This is a genomic window from Niallia sp. FSL W8-0177 (assembly GCF_038006285.1).
Taxonomy (GTDB): domain Bacteria; phylum Bacillota; class Bacilli; order Bacillales; family Cytobacillaceae; genus Niallia; species Niallia circulans_A.
The window spans coordinates 379,068-392,030 of the sequence record NZ_JBBOUX010000001.1; the positions used below are offsets into that span (position 1 = coordinate 379,068).

Annotated in this window: 14 protein-coding genes and 2 pseudogenes; 13 read left to right on the forward strand and 3 right to left on the reverse strand. The window is 33.5% G+C overall.

Annotated features, from left to right (window positions below; all coding sequences use genetic code 11):
* Window positions 1-149 precede the first annotated feature (149 nt).
* Window positions 150-899 (reverse strand): tautomerase family protein, encoded by a 750-nt coding sequence (locus NST77_RS01850; RefSeq protein WP_328283652.1) that lies wholly within the window; start codon window positions 897-899, stop codon window positions 150-152.
* Between the two features lie 110 nt (window positions 900-1,009).
* On the opposite strand from NST77_RS01850, the gene NST77_RS01855 reads away from it, so the two are divergent.
* The 7 genes and pseudogenes from NST77_RS01855 to NST77_RS01885 all read left to right on the forward strand — a co-directional run bounded on the left by NST77_RS01855 (window position 1,010) and on the right by NST77_RS01885 (window position 5,002).
* The gene (locus tag NST77_RS01855; RefSeq protein WP_047942737.1) at window positions 1,010-1,891 is read left to right on the forward strand and encodes a LysR family transcriptional regulator; all 882 of its coding nucleotides are present in this window, start codon (window positions 1,010-1,012) and stop codon (window positions 1,889-1,891) included.
* A gap of 462 nt (window positions 1,892-2,353) precedes the next feature.
* Window positions 2,354-2,908 (forward strand): TetR/AcrR family transcriptional regulator, encoded by a 555-nt coding sequence (locus tag NST77_RS01860; RefSeq protein WP_047942735.1) that lies wholly within the window; start codon window positions 2,354-2,356, stop codon window positions 2,906-2,908.
* A 1-nt stretch (window position 2,909) separates the two neighbouring features.
* Entirely contained in the window at window positions 2,910-3,266 is a 357-nt protein-coding gene (locus NST77_RS01865; protein WP_047942879.1) for a DMT family transporter, read from the forward strand.
* A gap of 142 nt (window positions 3,267-3,408) precedes the next feature.
* Window positions 3,409-3,834 carry a YvaD family protein gene (locus NST77_RS01870; RefSeq protein WP_047942734.1) on the forward strand — a complete coding sequence of 142 codons (426 nt, stop codon included), beginning with the start codon at window positions 3,409-3,411 and terminating at the stop codon, window positions 3,832-3,834.
* 11 nt (window positions 3,835-3,845) lie between these two features.
* Window positions 3,846-4,040, forward strand: a pseudogene (locus tag NST77_RS01875) (IS1595 family transposase); the annotation flags it as partial.
* 19 nt (window positions 4,041-4,059) lie between these two features.
* Window positions 4,060-4,188, forward strand: a complete 129-nt coding sequence (locus NST77_RS01880) for a hypothetical protein (protein ID WP_341122691.1) — start codon at window positions 4,060-4,062, stop codon at window positions 4,186-4,188.
* The gene (locus tag NST77_RS01885; RefSeq protein ID WP_341122692.1) at window positions 4,169-5,002 is read left to right on the forward strand and encodes an alpha/beta fold hydrolase; all 834 of its coding nucleotides are present in this window, start codon (window positions 4,169-4,171) and stop codon (window positions 5,000-5,002) included. The genes NST77_RS01880 and NST77_RS01885 overlap by 20 nt, the downstream gene beginning before the upstream one ends.
* 147 nt (window positions 5,003-5,149) lie before the next feature.
* On the opposite strand, the gene NST77_RS01890 is transcribed toward NST77_RS01885, so the two are convergent.
* Window positions 5,150-6,385, reverse strand: coding sequence for an IS110 family transposase (locus NST77_RS01890; protein WP_095322885.1), 1,236 nt, complete (start codon window positions 6,383-6,385; stop codon window positions 5,150-5,152).
* A gap of 1,098 nt (window positions 6,386-7,483) precedes the next feature.
* Between NST77_RS01890 and NST77_RS01895 the strand changes: the two genes are divergently transcribed.
* The 4 genes from NST77_RS01895 to NST77_RS01910 all read left to right on the forward strand — a co-directional run bounded on the left by NST77_RS01895 (window position 7,484) and on the right by NST77_RS01910 (window position 11,737).
* Window positions 7,484-8,488 carry a DUF3231 family protein gene (locus tag NST77_RS01895; protein WP_341122693.1) on the forward strand — a complete coding sequence of 335 codons (1,005 nt, stop codon included), beginning with the start codon at window positions 7,484-7,486 and terminating at the stop codon, window positions 8,486-8,488.
* Between the two features lie 391 nt (window positions 8,489-8,879).
* Complete coding sequence (locus tag NST77_RS01900; RefSeq protein WP_047942729.1) at window positions 8,880-9,827, forward strand: helix-turn-helix transcriptional regulator; 948 nt, start codon at window positions 8,880-8,882, stop codon at window positions 9,825-9,827.
* Window positions 9,828-9,894: 67 nt separating this feature from the next.
* On the forward strand, window positions 9,895-10,434 hold the full coding sequence (locus tag NST77_RS01905) for a DinB family protein (RefSeq protein WP_047942728.1): 540 nt from the start codon (window positions 9,895-9,897) through the stop codon (window positions 10,432-10,434).
* A 343-nt stretch (window positions 10,435-10,777) separates the two neighbouring features.
* Window positions 10,778-11,737: a serine hydrolase domain-containing protein gene (locus NST77_RS01910; protein ID WP_249879037.1), complete on the forward strand. Its 960-nt coding sequence runs from the start codon at window positions 10,778-10,780 to the stop codon at window positions 11,735-11,737.
* A 354-nt stretch (window positions 11,738-12,091) separates the two neighbouring features.
* Here the strand turns inward: NST77_RS01910 and NST77_RS01915 are convergent, their stop codons facing one another.
* Entirely contained in the window at window positions 12,092-12,307 is a 216-nt protein-coding gene (locus NST77_RS01915) for an Lrp/AsnC family transcriptional regulator (protein ID WP_341123724.1), read from the reverse strand.
* Between NST77_RS01915 and NST77_RS01920 the strand changes: the two genes are divergently transcribed.
* Window positions 12,242-12,412, forward strand: coding sequence for a DUF1272 domain-containing protein (locus tag NST77_RS01920; protein ID WP_123259069.1), 171 nt, complete (start codon window positions 12,242-12,244; stop codon window positions 12,410-12,412). The two genes, NST77_RS01915 and NST77_RS01920, sit on opposite strands and share 66 nt — an antisense overlap.
* Before the next feature lie 28 nt (window positions 12,413-12,440).
* Window positions 12,441-12,702, forward strand: a pseudogene (locus tag NST77_RS01925) (isochorismatase family protein); the annotation flags it as partial.
* Window positions 12,703-12,963 lie beyond the last annotated feature (261 nt).

Here is a 12,963-nt window from a genome sequence, read left to right on the forward strand (position 1 = left end):
TGGTAGCAGGATTATAATTTCCAATGGAGAATCTTACAAATAATCAATCTAGCAAAATAGATAAAATAAGTATGGCTTTTTTTTATAAATAGAATGTTTACAATAAAAGTGTGTTGAACTATGCTCAACACACTTTTAGCCAATACAGATTATGATGAAAATACTTTTTTTGCTGCATCCAGTGCAGAAGTTGACTTAGGCCAACCAGTATAGAAGGCAAGGTGCGTAATTAACTCGATTATTTCATCTTCTTTGATTTTATTTTCCATCGCTAAATTGATGTGAAATGGTAATTGTTCTATGTTACCTGCTGTAATTAAGGAAGAAAGCGTAATTAGACTTCTATCTCGCATCGATAAGTTTTTTCTCTTCCATAAATCACCGAAAAGCACACTTTCAGTATAGTCTACAAATGCAGGAGCTAAATCTCCTAGCGTATTTCTAATATTTGATTTTATTTCTTTCTTAGATAAATGATTTTCTTTTATTATGGTAGTAGCAGCGTTCCAATTAGTAACCATCTGTGCTTCTCCCATACCAAATGACCAATTTTCCAATGGAGTCTCATTAAGAATGATAAAAACATTTTCTTTAGTTACAATATTTTTTTCACTAAGATTATCAGTTAGTGTATGGTATAGATTCCTCTTTTGCTCAATAGTTCTGCCTATTCCGCATGTAATTTGAATATACAAAAGTTTTTTAGTTCTTTTGGCATTGATTAAATAGTGGGAATTGAAATGGAACTGTTCTTTTTTGTGTGAATCAAATACTTGAAAAAAATAATCATATGGGACATTAAATTCTTTGATTAGAGAATTCATTATTTGTGTACTAATAAATTGTAATTCCTTCTTATTATATTGCTCTTCAAGATAACTAATTTTAATAAATGGCATATTATATCCTCCTCTATCTTATTAATATCATTGTAGTTTATAACTCTTGATCTATATAATTGAATTAATTGAATAACATAATTCGATAATTTCGATAAAGAGGGAAGATAATGGATTTAAAAGAACTAATTACTTTTCAAACGATACTAAGACAAGGGACATTTTCAAAAGCTGCAGAATCACTGCATTATGCACAATCAACAATTACGAATCAAATTCAAAGATTAGAAAAGGAATTGGGAATTAGCCTTTTTTATAGAGGATGGGAGGCTGAGTTAACACCTGCTGGGAAAATATTTGCGGAAGAAGTTGATGATCTTATCAACCATTGGAAGTTTGTTACGGAGCAGGCAAAGGCAATACAAAAAGAAGAAGTTGGAACTATTAATATAGGGATTATTGACTCAATAACGAATATAGTACCAAGTATTCTAGCTCGATTTAGTAGGGAAAAGCCTAAAATCGTTTGCAACTTTGTGGTAGGAAATACAAATTCTTTAGCAGCAGCTCTGGAGAAAAATGAAATAGACTTTGCCATATGTGCAGAAATTGCTGGACAGTTTCCATATACATTTGAATCTTTATATGAAGAGAAGCTAGCATTTATAGTCTCCAATATACACCCTTTCGCTAATAAAAGTAGAATGTACAGCTTAGAAGAGCTGTGCGATTATCCAATTGTTACAGGAGGAAAGAACTGCATTTATCAGTTAAAGTTAGAAAAAGAATTACTAACTATTTCTAAAAAGCCCTTTTGCTATACAATTAGCCAATTATCGATAATCCCACAGTTTATTATATCAATAGATGGAGCAATAGGCGTAATTGTCTCTTCCATGCCTATTCCCGACAACTGTAAAAAATTAGATGTAGAGATTAACAATTCAGATATTAAGATAGGTATTATGAGAAATTTGAGGTATGATAACATGACTTCTTCCAAACAATTACTTTTAAACTACTTAATAGAAAGCCTTTCAAGAGTTAAATAAAGGGAGAGGTGCGTTTAAAGATAATCATTCACTTAATATGATGAGATAATTAGTATTTTTTAAGGTATTTCTTTATTAACAAATAAAGAAATCCGTACATGATAAATAACTGTTCTTTATATATTCAAGGGATAATAATTGCAAATATGAACAAGGGACCATCTAATATTTGATGGTTTCTTTTAATGATCAAATTTGATTAGCTATTAAGATAGGTTTTAACTGAAGGTGGATTGTACGATTGAAATTGTTCTATGAAGACGCTGGCTCAGAATCATTCATAAGTAGAAGTTCTTGTTTATTTATTTGACTAAATAATGCAGCGCCTCTCATTCCGGAAATAGAGTTCGAGTATTTGTCATTATTACATTTTATAAAACTATTGTGCAATTTTAGATATTATACTATACTGGTACCAATAAAACCGAATGAGTTTCATTCGTATTGGTAGGAGGTCTGTTTTTGCATAATAGAATTATTGATGAAACAATTAGATTGATTCAAGTAAAAGGATTTAGTTTTACAGTGAGTGAGTTAGCTGCTAATTTAGGAACAAGCAAACGAACAATTTATCAATACTTTTCTTCAAAAGATCAGATTGTTGACGAGATTATCGAAAAACTTATTCATAGTATAAAGCAAAATGAACAAGAGATTGTTATGGATGAGAATACAAATGTGTTAGATAAGATTAAACTTATCCTTTGTAGTACTCCTGAAGAGTTCGGGATTATGGATATTCGCTTATTGTCCGATTTAAAAAAGCACCATTTTCAACAATGGGAGAAATTAGATATTTTCCTAAGAGAAGAATGGTCAACTGTTCTTACTTTGATGAAGCAAGGGATAAAACAAGGAAACCTTCGAGATATTAATCTAGATATCTTTATTGAGTTGTATCTAGGTGCTATAAATCAAATTTATGTTTCGCAAAGCTCATTAACAATTAAAGAAAAATTAGAAGCAGTTATGGATATATTGTTGAATGGCATTTCGAAATATAAGGAAGGTGATTAATATTTCTTGGCTATATTTATGTTTGGCAATAGTATTTGAGGTTGCTGGTACAACAAGTATGAAATTATCTGAAGGCTTAACAAAGTTATTACCAAGTATTTTATTAATATTCTTCTATCTAAACAGTTTAGTATTTTTAACGTTGGCATTAAAGACGATCGAAATCTCTGTGGCTTATGCAATCTGGTCAGGTATAGGAATCCTAATTATTTCAATTATTGGAGTATATTATTTTAATGAGAGTTTAAGTCTTGTGAAAATAACTGCGATTTTTCTTATTATTATCGGCGTTGTAACTCTTAACTTTACTGTCGATCATAGTGAAGCATCTGATCACAAGTCTCAGATGAGCGAGTAGTTATACTAGTTATTCAAATTTTATCCTATTTTACTTCTATTACCTGTAGGAATGAACTCTTATAATTGTTTATTGTAACTGTGACTACATTTGGTCTTATTTCAGCAGTAAAGAAATATTTAAATAAGAAAGGATTTTGTTAATGAAATATTTAAAGCCTTTTTTTCTCGTCACCGATATAGGCTTTATCATATATTGGATTATTACATATTTCAGTCTTATTCCTATAGAATGGGCCTTTAAGGATTATGATAATCCCATTATTATTGCTTGGAACTGGTCGTTTTTTCCTTTAGATATTTTCATCTCAGCAACAGGGCTCTATAGCTTATACTTATATAAGAAAACAAGTGCAAAATGGAAGCCGTATGCCTTAATTTCATTAGTGCTGACCTTTTGTTCGGGTTTGCAGGCTATTGCATTTTGGGGATTTAGTTTAGAGTTTGATATAAGCTGGTGGGCAGTAAATTTGTATTTAATGATTTACCCACTGTTTTTTATTCCCTTTTTTATTAATAGTGACAAATCAACTTCTAAAGAGTTGCCTTGTAAAGTAGATACAGTGTAATTAATACCTACACCAAGGGTCTATATCACATCCAGAACGTCCACAACTACCACCGAAGACTGAAAGGTGAAAGGTTGGATACAGCTTTTTAACGGCGTGGCGACCACGTATCTGAACAACTATCTTGGTGGTTTCAATTGTTAGAGAGCAATCATCATCAGCAAAATGAAGTCACTAAGAACGATATAATAGTAAAAGGGAATTAAATTCCAAATGCAGAAACATATGATAAACTTAGATTATCTAAGTTTACTGTATAAAGGGCTTTTCTTTATTCAACTATGGAGCAGTTTTATTGAAGAAGAAAATAAAGATATGAGAGGAAAAATAAAAATTGAAAAGGTACATAATTAATGACGGGGAAATCAATGTACACATAACAGAATGGGGTAGTGAAAATAAACCTGTAATTTTTTGCTTACACGGATTAGGAAGTACAAGCCTAAGTTTTATTGAAATCGCAGAAGAAATAAAGAATGATTATAGAATTTTTAGTATAGATGCTCCTGGTCACGGTAAAACAGATGGGTTTAATCATGTAGAAAGGTATGAAATGCCCGCATTAGCAAAATGGTTGGAAAATATTATCGGAATCTTAAAAATTGAAAAGTTTTATTTTTTATCTCATTCTTGGGGAAGTTTTGTTTCTTTATTCTATATACTTAATTATCCTAAGAAAGTGCTGGGGACAATTCTAATTGACGGTGGCTACCAGACTAAAAGAAGAAATTCTACTTCAATAGAAGAAGAAATTGAGTATTACGATAAGGATTTTGAAGAGTATGTAGGGACTTGGGAAAAGTTTTTGGATGTGGCTGTCTTTGGTGACTCCAGAAGAACTCCACTATTAATGACTGCGGCAAAGGATTTAGCTCTTGTTAAGGATGGAAAGTATTATTGGCACGCAAGGGGAAAAACGGCTGGTAACATTATTAAAGGTATGTACAAAGATGAAGCGGAGGATATCTATGAAAAACTCCCTAATAACTTAAATATCTTATTACTCCGTGCAACCCTTCCTAAGTCACAAGATACGTATAGGGATATAACTTCAGGCATCTTTGCACAAAAAACAGGAGCAACTGTAAATTTAGTACCTAATGTTTCTCATATGTTACATTGGGATAATCCAGAAGTTGTCATAAAAGAGATTAGAGAAAGATGGTAGTTAGGTTATTCAACGAAACCAGCTAATAGTTTGTCAATAAATATATTTTAAATTTATAATTACTAAATGCTATACTAAAAATGCATAACTCAAATAACCCTCCTGATTCAATTTGGAAGGTTTTAGTTGTATAGGAAAATGTTGTTACTAAATAGTTTCTTGGAATGGTGTTTTCGTTTTTAACATCGCATAAATCCAGTGTAAAAGCTTATTAGCACATGCAATAATGGCTACTTTATAAGGCTTACCTTCTTCACGTTTTAAATCGTAGAAGGCACGTAATCGCATATTTCGTGCAATGGTTTCTTCAGTTGTTTTCTTTTTACGACTATCTCGAATGGAACACCGAACTGCTGTAAAAAGCATGTGGCGAAGCCTTGCAGAGCCTCGTTTAGTAATATGATTCTTCGTGCCTTTAAAGCGACCTGATTCAAATACACTAGGATCAAGTCCTGCAAAGGCAACTAACTTTTTGGGATGACTAAACCGATCAATTTCCCCGATTTCAGAAATAATCGTTGCAGCGATTTTTTCGCCTACACCGGGAATTGTTTGGAGTAGTTCATATTCTTCGAGCTGTACTGCTAACTGATCAATCTCACGCTCCAACGTAGAAAGCTGTTGGTGGTACACTTGAAGTAAATCAATATACATATTCAGACTGACAAGAAGGCTTTGATAACGCGTTGACTGAAATGGGTTGCGTTCTGCAGCTGCGATTAATCCCTCTGCTTTTTCAAGCGCCCAATTAAACGATCTTGCTTTACAATGCCTATCAATAAATTGTGCAATTTCCTCCACACAAGTTTTTAAGACAGTCTCCGAGGTAGGGAAAGTTTGTAAAGTTCTTAATGAAACCTCGGCATACAGATCGCCAAAAACGCCTTTATACTCTGGAAATACTTGATCTAATACAGATTGAAATTGAAGCTTTGTTTGAACCATAATTCCCGTCATATTTTCATGTTGTCTTGTCAGATGCCGAAGGTTTAATAACTGAACACCACGCTTTTTCTGCGGCTCTAAATCCTCTTTGTAATACAGTTCGCCTAAGTGATAAGCATCAATGGCATCTGTTTTAGTTTTTCTTAAACTAGAACTTTTTGCTCGGTAAGATACCAATGGATTTACGATAATGACAATGTACTCTCTTGCTTCTAAAAACTGTACAACTGGGGCATGATAGTGACCCGTTGATTCCAAGACAACTGGTGGTTTCATCCCTGTTTGATGCTCTAAATCTAGTAAATAAGAGTATAACTCTTTTAAACCATCCACCGTATGTTCAACTTTCACACTATTTTTATAGGGCATTTTTTTATCCAAGAACATTTGAACCTGACTTTCACCTTTAGCGACATCCAGACCAACAACTGGATTCATAAATTATCTCCTCCTAGTGTAGTGGATTGACCGGTAACCTCTATCTAGCTTGTCATTCATATCTTCGCTTGTTATACGGGATCATCATGTCCCAACCAGCCTAATCATGTGTTAACAAGTAGAGGGAGAACAGTTTAGTTGTCGGGATCAAGTCCCACGGGTGCGTCCGTTCTTCCCCGGCTACTATCAATCTATAAATTGAATAAAAAATAGTCAACCAGAATTCTCTGGCTGACCTTATAATACGATTGGGTGCGTTAGTTCAATAAGACAATAAAATCAAATAGAAGTTCCATTTTTATGGAACTTCCGTTTTTTCTATTAATATCAACATTAAGCTTTAACAGAGCCTTAATTATAAATCTTTGATTTAAAACACTTTTATTATTGTGCTAAAAGATGCTTTCCTGAAAGAAGGAAAGCATCTTTTTATGGTTTTGAAAGCGCGTGACTATGCAGGGATTCCAGAGCTTCTAGCGAGGTAATAAAAAACCTCTTTTCACATGTAGGATAAAGTTGGTTTCCCGACCATTTTATCTCTTTTTTTATTGTATCGATTATCATTTGAACAGTTTTTGCGCTATCTGCATTATTATATAATCCAACTCGAGATTGAGTTGGTTCTTTCCATTCTAGGCACCTAGTTTCCATCGCTTATTTTAGAGTCTTTTTATTCCAGTTTATTAATTCTGAAAGTCAGTTCACTATATAAAGACGGAGTACTCAAGAAAATGTTGAACAAATTATGCAATTGTTCGTGGTATCCATATAGAGGGGCTTGGAGGAATAAAGTTATCTTTAAGCATAGACAGTTAGGCAGAGGGCCGAAACCATTCTTTTTAAAGGGATGGATTTCCATAAACTTTTGTTAACTGTGAGGGTTGTTGTCTTTTACATGCGGCAGAAAGAAACGATCTTTAAATCAGTAGTTATACTGTTATTATTCAGCTCATTTACATGATTAATGCTTACTATTTGAAAGAAGTGCATAGTTGGCGGAACAGGAATGATGTTATGGCAACTCGATCTCACGGTATATATAGCTTTGAACTGAGCATACTTAAATTAGAAAAAATTTTATTGAAAAGGAGATTTTCAATGGAGCCAAAACATTCAGTAGGCTTATCATCAACTGAAATTGCAGGTTTGTGGGGAACTTATATATCTGATAGCTTGTCCATCTGTCTTACAAAGCATTTCTTACATCATTCGAACTACACAGATGTTAACCCTCTAATTCAACTAACTTTAGATATATCTAAAAAACATATAGAAGAAATAGAAAGCATATTTAAAAGTGAAGGTTTTCCTATTCCAGCGGGATTTTCAGATGATGATCTTGACCTCACAGCACCATCTTTGTTTTTTGATTTATTTTCAGTAAGCTACATCTATGGTATGAGTCGGATGGGTTTAATGAACTATAGTATACTGCTATCTAATGTTGCAAGAGAAGATATTAGAACTTTTTTCTCTAATTGTTTGACTTCTTCATTAGACCTTTATAATAAATCAGTTGATCTGATGCTATCTAAAGGAATATATGATAGACCAACAATGATTCCATATCCTGATTCAGTCGAGTTTGTTACTAAAGAAGGCCTACTGTCTAAATTTATTGAACCAAAACGGCCACTAAATGTACTTGAAATTTCTGAAATGTTTTTTAACATTGAAAGGAACTATTTTGGTTTAATCTTACTCACAGGTTTTATTCAAGTTGTAAAAGATAAAAAGATAAAAAATTATTTAATTAAAGGAAAAGAGTTAGCTAAAAAACAAATACGCTTTCTGAATGATGCCTTAATTAAAGATGATTTACTTGGCACTATCATGATTAATACCGAAGTTTCAACTTCTACTATATCTCCATTTTCGGAAAAGTTAATTATGAACCTTGTAACCACGCTTAATACGCAAGGGTTGACCTATATTGGGCATGCATTATCTATCACATCACCAATTGACCTGTCTACTGAATATTTGAAATTAATTCCTGAAATTTTGAAGTTTGGAAAGGATGGGGCTGATATTTTAATGGACAGGGGATGGATGGAGGAACCACCACATGCCCCAAATAGAAAAGAATTAGGGGGATATTAAAACGAGGAGCGTTGTTGATCTCAGTTCAACAACGCTTTTGTGTTAATGTAAGCTGTATCATTTTTCTTTATTGGACTAACGGGGGCATTTAGTACAAAATTTTTTATGATATTATAAGAAATAAATCTGCAAATTGAGGTAAGAGATGATTAATTCTGCTGAAGAATATTTGTTAGATTAAGAATTGGTGAACATGGATGGAAACCCGAGAGTTGCTATGGGGAATTTTTAGTTGGATAGCGAATTTTAGAATCGTTACGAGGCAACAAATCGAAGCATTTAGCGCGTATACATTGCGAAGATGATCCTCTCTTAGAGATCTGCATGCTGCTATTCAACTATGACGGATCATTAATATATTTTGAAAGATAAACTGTGGAGGACAGAAAAAATGAATAAAACTGAGCGGCAGCTTGCAATCACGCTTGAATTACAGCGAAGCAAAACGCTGAGGGCAGAAGACTTAGCTTCTCAATTTGAGACAAGTGTCCGTACGATATATAGGGACATTCAAGCACTAAGTGAGGCTGGGGTTCCGATTTTAGGCGCTCCTGGTCTGGGTTATTCCTTAATGGAAGGATATTTTCTGCCCCCGGTTAGTTTTACAGCAGAAGAGGCAGTATCTCTGCTCATGGGAGCTGATTTTATTGAACAAAGGTTGGATACTGATTACGGTATTTATGCTAAGACTGCTAAAAGAAAAATCGAGGCTACTTTATCGGAATCAGTCCGCAACCAATCAACACTTGTTCGGGAAACCATGCGACTGCTTCATGTAGGTGAACCATCAACTGAAGATAGGGTAAGAACTTATCTTAATCAAGTTCGTGACGCAATATTGAAACAATGCAAAATCAGTTTTGTGTATATCAAAAATATGCCAGGAACGGATGGGAAGCGGAAAAATAAGCGTAAGGTTTCTCCATATGGATTAACACTAGTTCATGGAAATTGGATATTAATCGCACACTGTGATTTGAGACAAGATATACGTCATTTTCGCTTGTCACGGATGACCGAACTTTCTGTGTTGGAGGAACGATTTCTTTTGCCAAATAATTTTGATCTAAGCAGCTATCGGCCACCTGACAATCGAGATGAAAAAATCTTAATCAGGGCAACCACAGAAATTGCCGACAAGATTATAGAGGCAGTTAATTTTTATATTGATACCATTGAGGAGCGGGAGAAGGAGGTTATCTTTCAATTTCGTGTTCGATATCCGGAGGAAATATTGCATTTTTTACTTGGCTTTGGCGGAGATATCGAGGTGATTGAACCGAAATCTTTGCGTCACAAGGTTCGAGAAGTAGCGAGAAAAATTTTAGAACACTACTGACATACACTTGTCAGTAGTGTTTTTTTATACTATGAATATATCAAAATAATGAGGAGTTGCTAGAAGGATGAGTAGTACAAAGGAAGTTTTGAAGTCATTTGAATTTACAGTCGAAAAATATTTGGCAGAACTAAAAAAACTCAATATGGAGAAATTAAATAGAAAGTTGAACGAGGAAGATTGGTCCATTGGACAGATGTATGTACATTTAATTCAATCAGCGTTTATTCATCTGCATAATGCCGAGCAATGTTTAGATGGCAGCGAATCGACATTGAATCCAGCGATGGAAAAAACGGAGCAGGGGAAGGCAGTGTTTAAATTAGAACAATTTCCTGCCGTTCGTATTAAGGTCCCTGCTTCGCCGAATTATACTCCGCAACCACCCGAGAGCATGGAGTATCTGGTAGATGGGCTTCATAGGGTTGTAGAACGGATGAGGAATATGGAGTCAATTTTACATCAATCGGTCGTAAGTAATAAGATGCTTCATCCGGGATTTGGTGCATTAAACGCACAGGAGTGGTTTTTGTTGATTGTAATGCATTACAGACATCATTTCTTACAACTAGATCGGTTGAAAACGAGTTTAGCATTTGAGGAGTAGGGGATTGGGGCATGGCGGATAAATGAAAAAGCTTAAGTGATGGGAACTAACAAAGCGTTATGAAACATTGTAGCATTACATTATCTTCATTATTATTATTATTAATTTTAGGGTATGTTTCTTGTGAACTATTCTCCAACGCAATTTGTTAAAAGGTGTGGTTGCTAGCAGATGCAAGGACTGATAGTGTAAATATTTTCCTTTATATTTTCGATTATAAAAAAAAGAATTGTAAATATTTTTATAATAAATTATTCTTTATTACATCAATATTGATTAATAATTTATCGAAAGGAATGTATTGATATATTTGACGTCAATGTGTCAATGCGAAAAGATAATTATGAATAATAATCCGATTTATAAACTTGAGAATTTAATAAAAAAAGAATATTCAAATATAGCATGCATTATTGTTAAAAAAGACGGAAGTTTGGTTTATGAAAAATATTTTGATGGATATACCAAAGAGGATGTATTGCATATAGCATCTGTAACAAAGAGTATAATATCAATTCTTATTGGTATCGCAATTGATAAAGGATATATTAAAAATATAGATCAAAAAGTATTAGAATTTTTTCCGGATTACACAATTAGGCGGGGCGAAAAGACAATACAAAATATAACAATACAAAATATGTTGACAATGACTGCTCCATATAAATATAAGTCAGAGCCTTATACAAAAATTTACAAAAGTGATGACTGGGTAAAAGCTGCATTGGATTTGCTAGGGGGAAAAGGCAGTATTGGAGAGTATAAATATTCTACCGTTGGCACACATATTTTATCAGGAGTTCTTACAAATGCAACTGGTCAATCTGTGCTTGATTTCGCTTCAGAAACCTTGTTTAAGCCGCTTGGCATCACAGCTCCCATTAATACGACTATACAAAATAAAGATGATTATTTCACTTTTCTTAAGGATAAATGTGTAACTGGTTGGATAGTAGATCCTACAGGCGTAAACACCGCTGGATGGGGCCTTACCTTAACACCACGGGATATGGGGAAAATTGGGGAGTTATATTTAAACGGGGGTGTATTGAACGGAAAACAAATCCTTTCCTCTAAATGGATAAAGGAAAGCACAAAGGAGAAAAGCCGGTGGGGAGAGTTGTCCTATGGTTACTTGTGGTGGATACTTGATGATTGCTACGCTGCTTTAGGTGATGGTGGAAATGTAATTTTCATTAACCCTAAAAAGGAAATGGTAGTCACAATTGCATCCCGCTTTATGCCACGTGCCAAGGATAGAATTGAATTGATTAGAAAGTACATTATGCCATTGTTCGAATAGAGTCAAGCATTTTATTTAAACGGCTGGTTCTTATATTAAAGATCAGCTGTCAATTTGGCAGCTGATTTTATTTTGCTAAGGAACAGCATATATGTAATAAGTAGTATCTTCCTTATGGTAGAAAAGGGAAGGTTAGTAGAAAAAGAAAAGCTGAAAAATAGCACGACCACTTATAATGGTTGATATTTTTAACAAGAGTTATTTATAACCATTTTGTTCTTGATACAAAAGGTTTATGTCTTTGTGCAGAATCTATTTTATGACTTAAAAGGAACGCCGGTGATAGATTCATTTTTAGAATAAACATAATGAAATGATGATTATTAATACAGCAATATGTCTCATCAATAGGTTTTACTGTATTAATCTGCTATCAACAGGTGACGAGAGTCTTATTAATGTAGAGGGCTGTCCTAATGACATGGAATCATCAATGAAGCTTTCCAAAGGTGGGACAGAACTAGTTAAAACTTTTATTGAATAATTATATGATTCAGCCAGGCGATGACATTCAATAACATTAGAATTATTTTTGCAGAACTCAACAAATTGTTCACACTTAGAAGTAATTACGAAAAATGCAACAAGGGACTCAATAATAATTCTTTAGCATACATTTGTACACAAGAATGTACTTTTTGTAAGGAATGTACATTGCATATAAATTATGTATGACCTAACTGTGGAGGAGAATTCCAAACATATAGAACATTTAGTAATTATGGGTTGTGAAACCCAACATTGTATAGATTGTGCTTTCCGGACAGCAACTATAAGTGGTTTTGATGTAACGTTAGTAGGTGATGGACACTCTACTTTGGGCAATGAATGATGTAATAAATGAAGAACAAATCATCAAGCACCATAATACAACTCTTCATGGACATTACAATGTGGAACACTTTTCAGTTATTAGAAATTCAACGGATGACCTGTTTCAACCAATTCATGATTCATTTAGGTAAAATCTAGTAATTTATCTCAACTATACAAGAACCCTCATTTTAAAAGAAAATAGGTTTTTTTGTATAATTGTTATACATTTTTTTACGTTGTAGTCATTTTTTAATGGTACAAACAAACAGGGGATTTCCTTATATAATAGGAAGTCCTTTTCTTATGGTAGTTATTCTCTTTGTGTTGCAATCAGGCTCTTACAATGGAGGATGAATTTCTCCTCGTTATGATTATTGATAAATTCATTACTATAAATTTTAAAATTTGAT